A 17,329-nucleotide genomic window follows, 5' to 3' on the forward strand; every position below is an offset into this window, starting at 1 on the left:
CCAGCGCGAACACCGACAACACTTCTCTGACAAGACTATTGCCGACACCTACCGCCAGCATCGACCCATGGTCGAACGGACGATTGCCTGGCTCACCCGCGGTAACCGGCGGGTGCCCTACCGTGGAATCGAACGCAACAACAACTGGCTGCACCACCGCGCCGCCGCGATCAACCTACGCCGCCTGATCACCCTCGGACTGACTATCACCAACGGCACCTGGACACTGGCCACCGCCTGAACCGCGGCACCGCCGCCCCACCTAGATCGATCACCACGACCACACCCCGGAACCGACACATCCCCGCAGCAGGAACCTCAACCCAGGCTGGACCCTAATTCAGCAGGCTCTTAGGGAGCAGAGGGAGGGCATCGCTTGCACCCCACACAGCAGCGGTTCTGAGGTTCTTTCGGATGCGGGCGAACGTCTCCGAATAAGGACCGTAACTGTCCGCATGCCCTGAGAAGCTTGTACTACACCACAATCACAGGAGGAACCGTGAACTGGACACTCGAACTCGTCATCCTGCCGGTCAGCGACGTCGACCGGGCGCGAGACTTCTACTCGAAGATCGGCTTCAACGTCGACCACGATCACGTCGTCTCCGACGAGATCCGGTTCGTCCAGATGACCCCGCCCGGGTCGGCGTGTTCCATCGCCTTCGGCAAGGGGCTGAGCGACGCGGAACCGGGATCGGTGAAGGGTCTGCAGGTCGTCGTCACCGACATCAACGAGGCCCGCGAACAATTGCTCGCGGCCGGCGTCGACCCCGGCGAGATCGACGAACAGGCGTGGGGCCACTTCGTGTACTTCGACGATCCGGACGGCAACCACTGGTCGGTGCAGTACATGCCGTACCGCCAGAACTGAGCCCGGGTGGCTACCGTGGGATATGCGCTCCCCCATCGACGACTACCTCGAACGCGTACTCTCCGAATGCCGCGACGACGACGGCGGTGAGGTCGCGACCGGCAATCGTGAACTCGAGCAGGCGGATCCGTCGTCGTTCGGTATCGCCCTGGCCACCATCGACGGCACCGTGTACACCGCCGGCGACGCCGATCACGAGTTCTCCATCCAGTCCATCGGCAAGGTACCGGCCTACGCGCTCGCCCTGCGCGACCGCGGGCTCGACGCCGTACTCGAACGCGTCGACACCGAACCGTCCGGCGACGCCTTCAACGAGATCTCGCTCGAGGCCGAGACCGGTCGGCCGCGCAACGCGCTGATCAACGCGGGCGCCGTCGCCGTGCACGGGATGGTCAACGGCGCGGATCCCAACGAACGCGTCGACCGCGTCATCGACCTCGTCAGCACTCTCGCCGGACGCGAGGTCTCGGTCGACAAGGAGGTCCACCGCGCCGAACTCGCCTCCGACGACCACAACACCGCGCTGGCCTACCTGCTGCGCTCGGCGGGCAAACTCGACTGCGAACCCGACGAGGTCGTCGACGGGTACGCAGCCCAGTGTTCGATCCGGGTCTCCTGCCGCGACCTCGCCGTCATGGGGTCGGTACTCGCCAACGGCGGACTGTCGACCGGCGACGACGAGCGCCTCCTGGAAGGCTGGATCACCCGGCACGTCCTGTCGGTCATGGCCACGTGCGGCATGTACGACGGCAGCGGCAGCTGGATGGCGACGGTCGGAATCCCCGCGAAAAGCGGTGTCAGCGGCGCGATCCTGGGCGTATTGCCCGGCCAGGTAGGGCTCGCGGTGTGGTCGCCGCAGCTCGACAGACAGGGCAACAGCGTGCGCGGCGTCGCCGTTTTCGAACGGCTGTCGCGCGACATGGAACTGCACATGATGCACGTGGCCCCCACCGGTCGGCCCGCGCTGCGATCGGTGACCGAACACGACGGCACTACAGTCGTCGAGCTGCAGGGCGACGTGCGCTTCGCGGGTGCGGAAATCCTCGCCAACCGTGCGTGCGAGGGGTTCGGCACCGACGCCGTCGTCCTCGATCTGACCCATGTCCGCGTGATGGACGACGCCGCCCGACGACTGATCGGCGAGGTGGCCCGCCGCCTCGGAGACGACTACGACGTCCGCATAGAAGACCCCGATGACATTTTCGACGACGCTTCGGCTGACGACGACTTCTCTGATGGCGACGACACCCCGGACAGCGACGACGCCCCGACCGTCGGAGACTCCTAGAGATCTCGGGACGAGTCCTGGCCCGGGGCAGTCAGCTCGCGGCGCTTCGCCAGCGGCGGCACGCCGAACCAGCGTCGGCAACTGCGGGTCAGCGTGCTCTGCTCGGAGTATCCGATCTGCCGCGCCACCGCCGCCAGCGGGACACCCCGATTCGACAGCAGTGAGACGGCGAGGTCGCGGCGCGCGTCGTCGACGAGTTGCTCGAACGTCGCGCCCTCGTCGGCCAGACCCCGCTGCACCGCACGCGGGTGCATCATCAGCAGCTTCGACACCGCCTCCAGCGTGGCCGCCCCCGCCGGCAGGGCGCGCACGATCAGCGCCGAGACCGCCTCGCCGAAGGCCCTCTCGCGATCGTGTCCGGTCATGAATCGGATGGCCACGTCGTAGGCCAGGGGGTCGACCCGCCGCAACGTCTGTTGCATCACCCCGCGGGGAAAGACCACCAGGTTGGCCGGCGCCTCGAACTCGACCGGGCAACCGAAATAGTCGGTGTAGACGCGCGGCTCGGACATCGCCGGGTGCGCCAAGGTGATCCGGTTCGCGCGGAAGCCGTGGCCCAGCGTCATCGCGAACGTCGACCGGGTGACGCCCATCGCGAGTTCGACGACGTGCGGTCGGTACGGCACACGCTGCAGCACGGTATCGAACTCGTAGGCGACCTCCCGCTCGCCGTAGTGCATCTGGGCGGTGATGGCCGGGCTGTACACGTGCGCGAAGGCCGAGACCTGTCGAAACGAGTCGCCGACGGTCTCGGCGTTGCGGGCGGCGATCGCGACCGGGCCGAGGATGTCGGGGTCCTGCCGGGCGGCGAGGCGCAGCCCGAAGTCGGGGACGTCGAACTCGGCCGCGCACAGACCGATGACCGTCGACAGAGCGGTGAACGGGACGAACCGGTCGTACGCGCCGACGACGGCCGGGTCGATGCCGACGCGGCCGAGGATCGCGCGGGCATCGCCATCGTGTTCGGCAATCAGTTCGGGTAACTGACTGAGCGAGGATGCGCAGATCAGGTCGGCCATGGCATCAACTGTCAAGAAGTCGTCATGAGATGTCAAGAAATCCGATCTGGGTGGGAGTGATCATGGACACACGCCGCCGACCGCTCGACGGCCGACACACTCAGCGAGGAGTACCCATGACCACCATCGACACCGTCCGCACGAGTTTCTTCATCGACGGCGGCTGGCGCGCGCCGGCCGGTTCGGCGACGATCCCGGTCATCTCCCCGCTCACCGAGGAGCAGTTCGGCTCGGTACCCGAAGCCACCACCGCCGACGTCGACGCGGCCGTCGAGGCCGCCCGCACCGCGTTCCGGTCGTCGGGCTGGCGCGACCTGTCCCCTGCCGACCGTGCCGCACACCTGCGCCGGTTCGCCGACGAGCTCGACAAGCGCGCCGAGGATCGCGCGTCGGCGGTGACGTCCGAGAACGGCATGCCGATCGCGCTGGCGCGGTTCGCCGAGGGCGCCGCCCCGGTCCAACTGCTGCGCTATTACGCCGACCTCGTCGAGTCCACCCCGGTGGAGGAGACGCGTACCAGCCAGCCGTTGCCCGGCTCGACGATCGTGCGCCGCGAGGCCATCGGCGTCGTCGGGGCGATCGCACCGTGGAACTTCCCCGCGATCCTCTCGATGTTCAAGATCGCGCCCGCGCTGGCCGCCGGCTGCACCGTGGTTCTCAAGCCATCGCCCGAGACGAGCCTCGACGCGTACGTCCTCGCCGAGGCGGCCATCGCCGCCGACCTGCCCGCCGGTGTCCTCAACATCGTCAACGGCGGCAGCGAGATCGGCCGTCACCTGGTGTCGCACCCGCACGTCGACAAGGTCGCGTTCACCGGCTCGACCCCGGCCGGCCGCGAGATCGGCCGCGTCTGTGGCGAACTCATCCGTCCGGTGACCCTCGAACTCGGCGGCAAGTCCGCAGCGCTGGTGCTCGACGACGCCGATCTCGAGCAGACCGTCGGCGGACTCGCCACCGCATCCCTGCTCAACACCGGCCAGACCTGTTACATGTCCACCCGAATCCTGGTGCCCGGCAGCCGCTATGACGAGTACCTCGACGCCATCAGCGCGATGTGCGCGTCGCTGCCCGTCGGCGACCCGATGGACGAGACCGTCGCGGTCGGTCCGCTCGCCAGCGGCCGGCATCGCGACCGGGTGCTGTCCCTCATCGAGCGCGGCCGCACCGAGGGCGGCACCGTGACCACCGGCGGCGGCACGCCGTCGGGTGTCGACCGCGGGTTCTTCGTCGAGCCAACCGTTTTCGCCGGCATCGACAACTCGGCCACCATCGCCCGCGAAGAGGTCTTCGGTCCCGTCCTCACCGTGCTGCGCTACGACGACGTCGACGACGCCATCGCTCTCGCCAACGATTCGTCGTACGGGCTCGGCGGAACGGTGTGGACCTCCGATCCCGATCGCGGCGTCGACGTCGCCCGCCGCGTCGAGACCGGCTCGTTCGGCGTCAACTACTTCAACCTCGACTGGGGTTCGCCCTTCGGCGGCGTCAAGGCCAGCGGCATCGGCCGCGAGCTCGGCCCCGAGGGCCTGGCCGCCTACCAGAACCTCAAGTCGATCTTCCTGCCCGCCTGACACCCGTCTCGTCCATTCACACTCGTACACAACATATTCCAAGGAGGCGATCGGCCATGTCCGATGCCGGAGTCACTGCTGCCAACGCACTGGTGAACGACACCCTCGCCCTGCTCGACCGGCTCACGCCCGCCGACTGGGCGGCCGACAGCGCCTGCCACGGCTGGCGCGTCCACGACGTCGTCACCCACATGGGCTTCTTCTTCAACTTCATCGCCGACCCCGACCTAGTCTTCCCCGACAATCCGAGCGGAAAGTCCGAGCGACTCAACGACGCCGCGGTGCACGAACGGGCCGACTGGTCGTCGGAACAGGCTGTCGACTACTACCGCGCGCAGTCCGAGGCCGGCCTCGCGACCCTGGCCGCGTTACAGGGCGAGGACCTTCGTGACCAGCCGCTGGACATGCTCGACCTGGGCACCTACCGGCTGCGCCAGCTCAGCGACGCCGTCGCCTTCGACCACCTCGTGCATCTCACCAGCGACCTGATGCAACCGTTCGGACCGCTGGACGCCGCCGAGGTGTCGGTGAGCGCGGCGATCGATCCCGCCATCGACTGGATGATCGCCGGCCTGCCCCAGATGAACGGTGCGGCACTGTATCCCACACTCGAGAGCCCGATCGGCCTGCGGCTCACCGGCGCGACGGACCGCTCGTTCGTCATCGACCGCGACACCGCGGGCACGATCGTCACCGTGCGGGAGACCGCCGACCTGCCGGCCGACGTCGCCACCTCCTCGGCCACCGACTTCCTGCGCTGGGGCACCACCCGCAGCGCCTGGCGGTCGGCGGTCACCGTCACCGGTGACCGGCAGCGCGTCGCAGGCCTCCTCGACGCCGTCGACATCGTCTGACCTCACTCATCGCCAGACGCATCCACGTCAATTCGTCTCACCCAGAACAGAAACGGAGTACCCCCATGTCCGAGTACCTGAAGGACAAGGTCATCGTCATCACCGGCGCCGGCAGCGGCTTCGGCAAGCTGATCGCGGAGAAGACCGCGGCCGCCGGCGCGCACGTCGTCGGAGTCGACGTCAACGCCGACAACGTCAACGCCGTCGTCGACGGCATCCGCGCGGCCGGTGGTTCGGCGCTCGCCCAGGTCGCCGACGTCACCGACATGGAGCAGGTCGCCGCGGCGGCGAACGCCACCGTGGAGCAGTTCGGCGCCATCGACGTCCTCGTCAACAACGCCGGCGTCATGCCGCTCGCCTACTTCGCCGACCACGCCCGCGCCTGGCAGAAGTGGCACGCCGCCATCGACATCAACATCAAGGGCGTCGTCAACGGCATCTCCGCGGTCTACGACCAGATGATCGCGCAGGGTCGCGGCCAGGTCGTCAACATCTCGTCGATCTACGGCAATGCCGGCATCGAGGGTTCGGGCGTGTACAGCGCGACCAAGGCCGCGGTCACCACCATCTCGGACTCGTTGCGCATCGAGGCCAAGGGCAAGATCAAGGTCACCACCGTCAAGCCGACCGGCATCACCGGCACCAACCTCGCCAGCTGGATCGTCAACGACACCGCGATCATGGGCCTCGTCGGCCAGCGCGCCACCTCCTACGGCGAGCACGTCACGGCCCTTCTGAACGACGACCTGCCCGCCGAACTCACCGACGTCGACTCGATCAAGTACTGGCTGATCAAGCCCGAGGATCTCGCCGACGCCGTCGTCCACGTCATCGACCAGCCGTGGGGCATCAGCCTTTCCGACGTGACCGTGCGTGCCAGCGGCGAGGACTACCTGTACTGATCGACCGGTTCGACCCGCTAGGAGCTTTCTGATGTACCCCGGAGCCCACCTCTCCACCCGACCCAACGATCCCGCGGTCATCATGGCCGACTCTGGTGAAACGGTCACCTTCACCCAGTTGGAGACCCGGTCGATCCAGGTCGCCCGGGCCCTGGCCGACCGCGGCCTGCGTCCCGGCGACCACCTCGCGGTGCTCGCCACCAACACCGCGCGGATCTTCGACATCTATTGGGCGGCAATGCGGTCGGGCCTCTACCTGACCATGGTGAACTGGCACCTCACCGCCGCCGAGAGCGCCTACATCGTCACCGACTGCGGCGCGAAGGCCCTCATCGTCGACGCCGCTCTCGCCGACCTCGGCGCCGAGCTGATCCCGCTCACCCCCGGCGTCGAGACTCGCTTCGCCTACTCCGGCCGGATCGAGGGTCACGAGGACCTCGACGCCGCCGCGGCGACGCAGTCAATCGAACCGCTCGCCGACCAGCCGCGAGGCGCGGACATGCTCTACTCGTCCGGCACCACCGGACGACCGAAGGGCATCAAACCCGAACTGCCGAACCGGCAGGTCGACGAGCCCGGCGACACCATGATCGCGATGAACCAGTCCGTGTGGGGCGTCGGTCCCGACACCGTCTACCTGTCGACGGCACCGCTGTATCACGCTGCGCCGCTTCGCACCTGCGCCTCGGTGCAGGCGCTTGGGGGCACGGTGGTGGTGATGGAGCGGTTCGACGCGGAACGGGCGCTGGCCCTCATCGAGGAACACCGCGTCACCTACAGCCAGTGGGTGCCGACCATGTTCGTGCGGATGCTCCGCCTGCCCGAGGAGGTGCGTGCCCGGTACGACACGTCGAGCCTGAAGGTCGCGGTGCACGCCGCCGCGCCGTGTCCCGTCGACGTCAAACGGGCCATGATCGACTGGTGGGGTCCGATCCTGTCCGAGTACTACTCGTCCACCGAGCTCAACGGTCTCACCATCGTCGACACCCCGGAGTGGCTGGAGTACCCGGGCACGGTGGGGCGCGCCGTCCTCGGCACGATCCGGGTCTGCGATTCCGACGGCACCGAGGTGCCGGCGGGAACGATCGGCACGATCTACTTCGAGCGCGACCGGCTGCCGTTCGAGTACCACAACGATCTCGAGAAGACCCGTGGCGCACAGCATCCCGAGCATCCGACATGGACGACCACCGGCGATGTCGGTTACGTCGACGACGAGGGTCACCTGTTCCTCACCGACCGCGACTCGTTCCTGATCATCTCCGGCGGGGTCAACATCTACCCGCGGGAGATCGAGGATGCACTCCTCGCCCACCCGTCGGTGCTCGACGCCGCGGTCATCGGCGTACCCGACCCCGATCTCGGCGAGCGGGTGACGGCGGTCGTGCAACCGGTCGAGGGACAGGACGGGGGCGACGAGCTCGCCGACGCATTGTTGGATCACCTCCGACCGCGGATCGCGAAGTTCAAGCTGCCGCGCGAGGTCATCTTCCGGGACACGTTGCCGCGCACGCCGACCGGGAAGTTGGTCAAGCGCAAGCTGTGACCCTTCGTGGCTCGTCGCTAACGCTCCTCGCACCTCAGGGAGCAATGATTACGCGGTTCTTCCGGATCAGGTAGCAGTGGGTGGATGCCTGCTCCCTGAGGAGGCCCGGAGCCTGCGGAGGGCCGTCACGAAGGGTCACGAAGGGTCTTCGCAACTTGTCTCGTCAGGGCCCTTCGTGGCTCGTCGACCTCGACGCGCTCCTTCGTCGCCTGCTCGGCCCGGAGGCTTGCGCTCCTCGCACCTCAGGGAGCATGGGTATGCGGTCCTTTCGGATTAGGGAGGGGTGGGCGGTCGCTTGTGCTCCTCGCACCTCAAGGAGCAAGGGGGTCGCGCTCCCTGAAACCGCGCACCGTGGCATCTGGCCGGTCCTAGACTTGCCGGATGTCGGGAAGATTGTTCCGCTGGTGCATCGCGGCTGTTGCCGCGATCGTGGTGTTCGTCGGTGTGACCCCGTCAGCAGTGACAGCAGCGCCGGCGGCCGTGTCGTCGTCCGACATCGCCACCGAATGTGCGGGCAAGCCCGTCCGGGTCGCGGTCCGGTGGTACTTCCCGCCCGGTGAACCCTCGGCGATCGTGTGGTTGCAGCACGGCTTCTCCCGTACTGCGGCCAACCTCGACTCCGTGGCCCGCGCGTATGCGCAAGCCGGGTTCCTCGTCGTGAGCCCGACGCTGGACTCGGTCAACCTCGGCGGGTGCGCCGTCGCGTACAACATCGCCGACAACGCCTCATTCGCGCGGACCATCGGCGGGGTCTTCGGTTCCGGCCGGGACCTCGGCAGTCCGCTCGCGACAAGCCTTCGTGAGGCCCGCGATTCCGCCCACCGCCCGGACGTGACGATGCCGTACCGGATGATCTTCTCCGGACACTCGGCCGGCGGCGAGTTCGTCGTCGTGGCAGCCGACGCACTCCGCCGTGCCGACCCCGTCGCCTACCGACGCCTGGCCGGCCTCATGCTGTTCGATCCCGTCAACTCGTTCTTCGGGGTCAACTTCGCCACCGCCGCAGCATCTCTCAGTGCCGCCGGGCTGCCGATTCGCGTGATCGCCTCGCAACCGTCGGTATCCAACAACTTCGGGCAAGGCGTGTCCGTCCTCCAGGAGACAACGCGGCAGGAGTTTGTCGGCTCGCGCCTGGTGACCGGAATCCACATCGACGCCGAAGGCGAGTCGACCGACCTGATCGGCGAACTGTCCGAGCTCGCCGTGCCGCGTCCCCGCAACGGGCGGGTGATCCGCACGCTGGCCACCGGCTGGTCGTCGGACATGGTGGCCGACACCGCGACCCCGACCTACTACCCCGGCGGCCGTTACTACGACCTGCTCCTCGAAACCCGCACCGTCACAACTCTTCCCGTTCCCTAGAAACGACGCGGCCCCCGCACTCGCGATGAGTGCGGGGGCCGCGTCGTCTTGTCCTAGCGCCTACCGGTAGTCGTTGGAGAACCCGTAGTCGTCCAGCGGCACCGCAGCGCCGGCCGGAGCACCGAAGGTGCCGTCCGGGCTGTAGTAGGTGTCGTCGTAGGACGGCACCGCGTACGCCGCGGCACGAGCTTCCTCGGTCGGCTGAACCTGGATGTTGCGGTAGCGGTTGATACCGGTGCCGGCCGGGATCAACTTACCGATGATCACGTTCTCCTTCAGACCGATCAGCTTGTCGCTGCGGCTGTTGATCGCCGCGTCGGTCAGGACACGCGTGGTCTCCTGGAACGACGCCGCCGACAGCCACGACTCGGTCGCCAGCGAGGCCTTGGTGATACCCATCAGGACCGGACGTCCGGCGGCGGGCTCGCCACCCTCGGTCACGACCTGACGGTTGGCCGCCTCGAACTCGGCGCGCTCGACGAGCGAACCGGGCAGGAACTCGGTCGAACCGTGATCGATGATCGTCACGCGACGCAGCATCTGACGCACGATGGTCTCGATGTGCTTGTCGTGGATCGACACACCCTGGCTGCGGTAGACCTCCTGGACCTCGTTGACCAGGTGGATCTGCACCTGACGGGGACCCATGACGCGGAGCACCTCGTGCGGGTTGGCCGAGCCCTCCATGAGCTGCTGGCCGACCTCGACGTGGTCACCGTCGGCGAGGAGCCGCTCGGAACCGTCGTCGTGCTTGAACACGCGCAGACGCTGACGCTTCGAGATCTTGTCGATGACAACCTCTTCCGAACCATCGTCCGGGATGAGGGTGATCTTGTAGAAGCGGTCGTCGTCCTCGAGGCGCACCCGGCCGGAGACCTCCGCGATCGGCGCGACGCCCTTGGGGACGCGGGCCTCGAAGAGCTCCTGGACACGCGGCAGACCACCGGTGATGTCGTCACCGACGCCACCCTGGTGGAACGTACGCATCGTCAGCTGGGTACCGGGCTCACCGATCGACTGGGCCGCGATGATACCGACGGCCTCGCCGATGTCGACGAGCTTGCCGGTGGCCATCGAACGGCCGTAGCACATCGCACACACACCGGTGCCGGTCCCACAGGTCAGGACCGAACGGACCTTCACCTGCGTGATGCCGGCGGCGAGCAGGGCCTCGATGGCCGGGTCGCCCAGGTCGTGACCGCGTTCGACGATGACGTTGCCGTCGGCGTCGACCGCGTCCTGCGCCAGCGTGCGGGCGTAGGTCGAGGTCTCGACGTGCGCGTCACGGATGAGCGTGCCGTCGGCCTGCTTCTCGGCGATGGTCGTGGTGATGCCGCGCTCGGTGCCACAGTCGGTCTCGCGCACGATGACGTCCTGCGACACGTCCACCAGACGACGGGTCAGGTAACCCGAGTCGGCGGTACGAAGCGCGGTGTCGGCCAGACCCTTTCGGGCACCGTGCGTGTTGATGAAGTACTCGGCCACGGTCAGGCCCTCGCGGAACGAGGACTTGATCGGACGCGGGATGAACTCACCCTTCGGGTTGGTCACCAGACCCTTCATGCCCGCCAGCGAGCGGATCTGGGTCATGTTGCCCGCCGCACCCGACTTCACGATCATCGGGATCGGGTTGTCGTCCGGGTAGTGCGCCTCCATGGCCGCGCCGACCTCTTCGGTCGCCTGCTTCCAGATCTCCACGAGGGAGTCACGACGCTCGTCCGGGGTGAGGGCACCGCGCTGGAACTTGCGCTCCAGACCGTCGGCCCGCTCCTCGTACTTGTCGAGGATCTCCGCCTTCTGCGGCGGCACCAGCACGTCGGCCATCGAGACCGTGACGCCCGAACGGGTGGCCCAGTAGAAGCCGACGTCCTTCAGCTTGTCGACGGTCTGGGCGACCACGATCATCGGGTAGCGCTCGGCGAGATCGTTGATGATCACGGCCTGACGCTTCTTCGGCATCTGCTCGTTGACGAACGGGTACTCGATCGGCAGCAGCTCGTTGAACAGCACCCGGCCCAGCGTGGTCTCGATGTCCCACGGCGAGCCGTACTTCCAGCCGTCGGGGAACTGCTCGGCCTCGATGTCGGCCGGCGGACGCTGGTCGGTCAGACGCACCTTGATGCGCGACTGCACGGTCAGCACACCGCGGTCGACGGCCATGATGGCCTCGGCCGGGGTCGAGTAGACACCACGCTCGACGTCGTCGCCGTTCGCCGGGGTGTACTCGCCCGCCGCACCCTCCTTGAGGGTGGTCAGGTAGTACAGACCGGTCACCATGTCCAGACGCGGCATGGCGAGCGGACGGCCCGACGCCGGCGACAGGATGTTGTTCGACGACAGCATCAGGATGCGCGCCTCGGCCTGTGCCTCCGCCGACAGCGGGAGGTGCACGGCCATCTGGTCACCGTCGAAGTCGGCGTTGAAGGCCTCACACACCAGCGGGTGGAGCTGAATGGCCTTGCCCTCCACCAGCTGCGGCTCGAAGGCCTGGATGCCGAGGCGGTGCAGCGTCGGTGCACGGTTCAGCAGAACCGGGTGCTCGGCGATGACCTCTTCGAGGACGTCCCACACCGCGGGGCGCTGACGCTCGACCATGCGCTTGGCCGACTTGATGTTCTGCGCCTGGTTCAGGTCGACCAGACGCTTCATCACGAACGGCTTGAACAGCTCGAGAGCCATCAGCTTCGGCAGACCGCACTGGTGCAGCTTGAGCTGCGGACCGACCACGATGACCGAACGGCCCGAGTAGTCGACGCGCTTGCCGAGCAGGTTCTGACGGAAACGACCCTGCTTGCCCTTGAGCAGATCGCTCAACGACTTCAGCGGGCGGTTGCCCGGCCCGGTGACCGGACGGCCACGACGACCGTTGTCGAACAGGGCGTCGACCGACTCCTGCAGCATCCGCTTCTCGTTGTTGACGATGATCTCGGGAGCACCCAGATCGATCAGTCGCTTGAGGCGGTTGTTGCGGTTGATGACGCGGCGGTACAGATCGTTCAGGTCGGAGGTCGCGAAGCGGCCACCGTCGAGCTGCACCATCGGACGCAGCTCCGGCGGGATCACCGGCACGGCGTCGAGGACCATGCCCAGCGGCGAGTTGCCCGACTGCTGGAACGCCGCGACGACCTTGAGTCGCTTGAGCGCGCGCAGCTTCTTCTGGCCCTTGCCGCTGCGGATGGTCTCGCGCAGCGACTCGGCCTCGGCGTCGATGTCGAAGGTCTCCAGGAGCTTCTTGATCGCCTCGGCACCCATCGAACCCTGGAAGTACTCGCCGTAGCGCTCTTCGAGCTGACGGTAGAGCTTCTCGTCGATGATGAGGTCGCCCGGGGCGAGCTTGACGAACTTGTCCCAGATCTCCTCGAGACCGTCGAGCTCACGCTGGGCGGCGTCGCGCATACGACGCATCTCGCGGTCGGCACCGTCGCGCACCTTGCGGCGCACGTCGGCCTTGGCACCCTCGGCCTCCAGCTCGGCGAGATCCTGCTCGAGCTTCTGCTGACGCTCGTTGAGGTCGACGTCGCGCTGATCGGCGACAGCCTTCTTCTCGACCTCCATCTCGGCCTCGAGCGTCGAGAGCTCGTTGTGACGGAGCTCGTCGTCGACCGCGGTGATCACGTAGGCGGCGAAGTAGATGATCTTCTCGAGATCCTTCGGCGCCAGGTCGAGCAGGTAGCCCAGCCGGCTCGGCACACCCTTGAAGTACCAGATGTGCGTGACCGGGGCGGCCAGCTCGATGTGGCCCATGCGCTCACGGCGCACCTTGGCCTTGGTCACCTCGACGCCGCAGCGCTCACAGATGATGCCCTTGAAGCGGACGCGCTTGTACTTGCCGCAGTAGCACTCCCAGTCGCGGGTCGGGCCGAAGATCTTCTCGCAGAACAGGCCGTCCTTCTCCGGCTTGAGCGTGCGGTAGTTGATCGTCTCCGGCTTCTTGACCTCACCGTATGACCAGTTGTGGATGTCGTCGGCCGTGGCCAGGCCGATCTTCAGTTCGTCGAAAAAGTTGACGTCGAGCACTTGTTACCTTTCCAGAGCTCTGTTGTCAGTGGCCGGGGCGAAACCCGGCCGGGTGAGGGTCAGATCAGTTGGCGAGATCGTCGACGGTGGCCGACTCGTTGCGCGACAGGTTGATGCCGAGGTTGGCAGCGGCGCGCTCCAGGTCCTCGTCGTCGGTGTCGTGCATCTCGATGGCGGCACCGTCGGAGCTGAGCACCTCGACGTTCAGGCACAGCGACTGAAGCTCCTTCAGCAGCACCTTGAACGACTCGGGGATACCCGGCTCCGGGATGTTCTCGCCCTTGACGATCGCCTCGTAGACCTTGACGCGGCCCACCACATCGTCCGACTTGATGGTCAGCAGTTCCTGCAGCGTGTACGCGGCACCGTAGGCCTGCATGGCCCAACACTCCATCTCACCGAAGCGCTGACCACCGAACTGCGCCTTACCGCCCAGCGGCTGCTGGGTGATCATCGAGTACGGGCCGGTCGAACGAGCGTGGATCTTGTCGTCGACCAGGTGGTGCAGCTTGATGATGTACATGTAGCCGACCGACACCGGGTACGGGAACGGCTCGCCGGAACGACCGTCGAACAGCGTCGCCTTGCCGTCGCCGTTGACCATGACCTCACCGTCGCGGTTCGGCAGCGTCGAGGACAGCAGTCCGGTCAGCTCCTCCTCGCGGGCGCCGTCGAACACCGGGGTGGCGGTGTTGGTGTCGGGCTCGGCCGAGTACATGTCCTCGGGCAGACGCGACGCCCACTCCGGCACACCCTCGGCGACGTTGATGTTCCAGCCGGCCTTGGCCACCCACCCGAGGTGGGTCTCCAGGATCTGGCCGATGTTCATACGCCGCGGCACACCGTGGGTGTTGAGGATGATGTCGACGGGGGTGCCGTCGGGCAGGAACGGCATGTCCTCCTGCGGGAGGATCTTGCCGATGACGCCCTTGTTGCCGTGACGACCGGCGAGCTTGTCGCCGTCCTGGATCTTGCGCTTCTGGGCCACGTACACGCGGACCAGCTCGTTGACGCCGGGAGCCAGGTCGTCGTCGTCCTCGCGGCTGAACACGCGCACGCCGATGACCTTGCCGGTCTCGCCGTGCGGCACCTTCAGCGACGTGTCGCGGACCTCACGGGCCTTCTCACCGAAGATGGCACGCAGCAGACGCTCTTCCGGGGTCAGCTCGGTCTCACCCTTCGGGGTGACCTTGCCGACCAGGATGTCGCCGTCGCGGACCTCGGCACCGATGCGCACGATGCCGCGCTCGTCGAGATCGGCGAGGACCTCGTCGGAGACGTTCGGGATGTCCCGGGTGATCTCCTCGGCACCGAGCTTGGTGTCGCGGGCGTCGATCTCGTGCTCCTCGATGTGGATCGAGGTGAGCACGTCCTCCTCCACGAGCCGCTGGCTCAGGATGATCGCGTCCTCGTAGTTGTGGCCCTCCCACGGCATGATCGCCACGAGCAGGTTCTTGCCGAGCGCCATCTCACCGTTCTCGGTGCAGGGGCCGTCGGCGAGGACCTGGCCGGACTCCACGCGCTGACCCTCGTCCACGATCGGACGCTGGTTGGCGCAGGTGCCGTGGTTGGAGCGCGCGAACTTGCGCATCCGGTACGTGTCGCGGGTGCCGTCGTCGGACATGACGGTGATGTAGTCGGCCGAGACCTCTTCCACCACACCGGTCTTCGACGACACGATGACATCACCGGCGTCGACCGCGGCACGCAGCTCCATGCCGGTACCGACCAGCGGCGACTCGTTGCGCACCAGCGGCACGGCCTGACGCTGCATGTTCGCACCCATCAGGGCGCGGTTGGCGTCGTCGTGCTCGAGGAACGGGATCATCGCGGTCGCGACGGACACCATCTGACGCGGCGAGACGTCGAGGTACTCGACATCGGTCGCGCCGACGAACTCCACCTCGGAGCCCTTCTTGCGCACCAGGACACGCTCATCGGTGATGCGTCCGCTGCCGTCGAAGTTGGTGTTCGCCTGACCGATGAGGAAGCGGTCCTCCTCGTCGGCGGTCATGTACTCGATGTCATCGGAGACGACGCCGTCGACGACCTTGCGGTACGGGGTCTCGATGAATCCGAACGGGTTGACCCGCGCGTACACCGACAGCGAACCGATCAGACCGATGTTCGGACCCTCAGGGGTCTCGATCGGGCACATGCGGCCGTAGTGCGACGGGTGCACGTCGCGCACCTCGAGGCCGGCACGCTCACGGCTCAGACCGCCCGGGCCCAGCGCCGACAGACGACGCTTGTGGGTCAGACCCGACAGCGGGTTGTTCTGGTCCATGAACTGCGACAGCTGGCTGGTTCCGAAGAACTCCTTGATCGCCGCCACGACGGGACGGATGTTGATCAGGGTCTGCGGGGTGATCGCCTCGACGTCCTGAGTGGTCATGCGCTCACGCACAACACGCTCCATACGCGAGAGGCCCACGCGGATCTGGTTCTGGATCAGCTCGCCGACGGTACGCAGGCGACGGTTGCCGAAGTGGTCGATGTCGTCGACCTCGACGGGCACCTCGACGCCACCGGGGACGGTCATGTAGGTGGTGGTGTGCGGGTCGGCCTCGTGCAGACGCACCAGGTACTCGACGGTCGCGATGATGTCCTCGCGGGTCAGCGTGGACTCGCCCACCATCGGGTTGCCGGTCAGACCCAGCTTCTTGTTGACCTTGTAACGGCCCACGCGGGCGAGGTCGTAACGCTTGTCCTTGAAGAACAGGTTCTCCAGGAGGTTCTCCGCGGACTCCTTGGTCGGCGGCTCACCCGGGCGCAGCTTGCGGTAGACCTCGAGCAGCGCCTCGTCCTGGTTGCCGGTGTTGTCCTTCTCCAGCGTCGACATCATGATCTCGGAGAAACCGAACCGCTCGGTGATCTCCTCGGCGGTGAAGCCCAGCGCCTTGAGCAGCACGGTGACCGGCTGACGGCGCTTGCGGTCGATACGCACACCCACGGTGTCGCGCTTGTCGACGTCGAACTCGAGCCACGCACCGCGACCCGGGATCACCTTGACGGTGTGCAGGGTCTTCTCGGTGGTCTTGTCGATCGAGGCGTCGAAGTACACGCCGGGGCTGCGGACCAGCTGGCTCACCACGACACGCTCGGTGCCGTTGATGATGAAGCTGCCCTTCTCGGTCATGATCGGGAAGTCGCCCATGAAGACGGTCTGCGACTTGATCTCGCCGGTGTTGTTGTTGATGAACTCCGCGGTGACGAACAGCGGCGCCGCGTAGGTCATGTCCTTGTCCTTGCACTCCTCGACGGAGGCCTTGACCTCGTCGAAGTGCGGCTCGGAGAACGACAGGGACATCGAACCGGAGAAGTCCTCGATCGGGGACAGCTCGTGGAGGATGTCCTCGAGGCCACCGGTCGGGTTCTCGTCGCCGCGGGCGATCGCCTTCGCGCGCCACTCCGGCGAACCGACGAGCCATTCGAACGAATCGAGTTGGAGGTCGAGGAGGCCCGGGACCTCCAGCGGCTCGCTGATCTTTGCAAACGACGCGCGATGCGGCGCGCCGGGGATTGTTGAGGTGGACTGGCGGTTGACTGCCAAGATGCGTCCTTCCAACACGACGTTATTCACAACCTAGATGTGCAGTACGTGGCTTGATGGGCCGTTCGCTGGTGACACCCTGGAATCGGCGATCACCGCAGCACACACGTCTAGAGAGTGGCCGAAGAAGGATCGATAGATGGACAGGAGGCAGCCAGCGCAACGTCCAACTGTAGCAGAAAATAGACGCACTTTGTCAAGCCGTCTGGAAAGCGATTTCGCGCGGGTGGCTGCCTGCACGTCGATCGCTGGTCACAGCCTGGCCCGACATCGCCTCCACGTCAAGCGCTACGCGCGAATTTCGCGAAGTCGGTGTCGAACTCGGCGTCCGACCTGGTGATGAGGG

General features: G+C 66.7%; 11 protein-coding genes. 8 read left to right on the top strand and 3 right to left on the bottom strand.

Translation table 11 applies throughout. The features are described 5' to 3' along the window. From AS181_RS24705 to glsA, 3 genes are all read left to right on the top strand, one after another. Nucleotides 1–241 (top strand): transposase (locus AS181_RS24705; protein WP_175404311.1); only part of this gene is annotated, 241 nt, incomplete at its 5' end. Nucleotides 242–484: 243 nt separating this feature from the next. Continuing rightward, nucleotides 485–871, top strand: coding sequence for a glyoxalase superfamily protein (locus tag AS181_RS20165; protein WP_269434045.1), 387 nt, complete (start codon nt 485–487; stop codon nt 869–871). Between the two features lie 22 nt (nt 872–893). Continuing rightward, nucleotides 894–2,159 carry a glutaminase A gene (glsA, locus tag AS181_RS20170; RefSeq protein ID WP_058253292.1) on the top strand — a complete coding sequence of 422 codons (1,266 nt, stop codon included), beginning with the start codon at nt 894–896 and terminating at the stop codon, nt 2,157–2,159. Here the strand turns inward: glsA and AS181_RS20175 are convergent. Further along, nucleotides 2,156–3,178, bottom strand: coding sequence for an AraC family transcriptional regulator (locus AS181_RS20175; RefSeq protein WP_058253293.1), 1,023 nt, complete (start codon nt 3,176–3,178; stop codon nt 2,156–2,158). The genes glsA and AS181_RS20175 overlap by 4 nt on opposite strands. 116 nt (nt 3,179–3,294) lie before the next feature. Here AS181_RS20175 and AS181_RS20180 point away from each other — a divergent pair, with 116 nt between their 5' ends. From AS181_RS20180 to AS181_RS20200, 5 genes are all read left to right on the top strand, one after another. Then, nucleotides 3,295–4,749, top strand: a complete 1,455-nt coding sequence (locus tag AS181_RS20180; RefSeq protein WP_058253294.1) for an aldehyde dehydrogenase — start codon at nt 3,295–3,297, stop codon at nt 4,747–4,749. Between the two features lie 56 nt (nt 4,750–4,805). Beyond that, nucleotides 4,806–5,603 (top strand): maleylpyruvate isomerase N-terminal domain-containing protein, encoded by a 798-nt coding sequence (locus AS181_RS20185; RefSeq protein ID WP_058253295.1) that lies wholly within the window; start codon nt 4,806–4,808, stop codon nt 5,601–5,603. Nucleotides 5,604–5,668: 65 nt separating this feature from the next. Next, entirely contained in the window at nt 5,669–6,505 is an 837-nt protein-coding gene (locus tag AS181_RS20190) for an SDR family oxidoreductase (RefSeq protein ID WP_058253296.1), read from the top strand. A gap of 31 nt (nt 6,506–6,536) precedes the next feature. Continuing rightward, on the top strand, nt 6,537–8,051 hold the full coding sequence (locus AS181_RS20195; RefSeq protein ID WP_058253297.1) for an acyl-CoA synthetase: 1,515 nt from the start codon (nt 6,537–6,539) through the stop codon (nt 8,049–8,051). Nucleotides 8,052–8,432: 381 nt separating this feature from the next. Further along, nucleotides 8,433–9,413: an alpha/beta hydrolase gene (locus AS181_RS20200; protein ID WP_058253298.1), complete on the top strand. Its 981-nt coding sequence runs from the start codon at nt 8,433–8,435 to the stop codon at nt 9,411–9,413. A gap of 60 nt (nt 9,414–9,473) precedes the next feature. Here AS181_RS20200 and AS181_RS20205 read toward each other — a convergent pair whose 3' ends face one another. Both AS181_RS20205 and rpoB read right to left on the bottom strand, forming a co-directional pair. Beyond that, nucleotides 9,474–13,430, bottom strand: a complete 3,957-nt coding sequence (locus tag AS181_RS20205; RefSeq protein ID WP_058253299.1) for a DNA-directed RNA polymerase subunit beta' — start codon at nt 13,428–13,430, stop codon at nt 9,474–9,476. Between the two features lie 64 nt (nt 13,431–13,494). Beyond that, nucleotides 13,495–17,001 (bottom strand): DNA-directed RNA polymerase subunit beta, encoded by a 3,507-nt coding sequence (rpoB, locus tag AS181_RS20210; protein ID WP_175404366.1) that lies wholly within the window; start codon nt 16,999–17,001, stop codon nt 13,495–13,497. Nucleotides 17,002–17,329 lie beyond the last annotated feature (328 nt).

The organism is Gordonia sp. SGD-V-85 (assembly GCF_001456905.1).
GTDB lineage: Bacteria > Actinomycetota > Actinomycetes > Mycobacteriales > Mycobacteriaceae > Gordonia > Gordonia hongkongensis.

What these genes read in the sequence shown, in the direction of transcription:
- glsA (WP_058253292.1), top strand. Translation starts at nt 894, where the DNA reads ATGCGCTCCCCCATCGACGACTACCTCGAACGCGTACTCTCCGAATGC.
- AS181_RS20175 (WP_058253293.1), bottom strand. Translation starts at nt 3,178, where the DNA reads ATGGCCGACCTGATCTGCGCATCCTCGCTCAGTCAGTTACCCGAACTG.
- AS181_RS20180 (WP_058253294.1), top strand. Translation starts at nt 3,295, where the DNA reads ATGACCACCATCGACACCGTCCGCACGAGTTTCTTCATCGACGGCGGC.
- AS181_RS20185 (WP_058253295.1), top strand. Translation starts at nt 4,806, where the DNA reads ATGTCCGATGCCGGAGTCACTGCTGCCAACGCACTGGTGAACGACACC.
- AS181_RS20190 (WP_058253296.1), top strand. Translation starts at nt 5,669, where the DNA reads ATGTCCGAGTACCTGAAGGACAAGGTCATCGTCATCACCGGCGCCGGC.
- AS181_RS20195 (WP_058253297.1), top strand. Translation starts at nt 6,537, where the DNA reads ATGTACCCCGGAGCCCACCTCTCCACCCGACCCAACGATCCCGCGGTC.
- AS181_RS20200 (WP_058253298.1), top strand. Translation starts at nt 8,433, where the DNA reads ATGTCGGGAAGATTGTTCCGCTGGTGCATCGCGGCTGTTGCCGCGATC.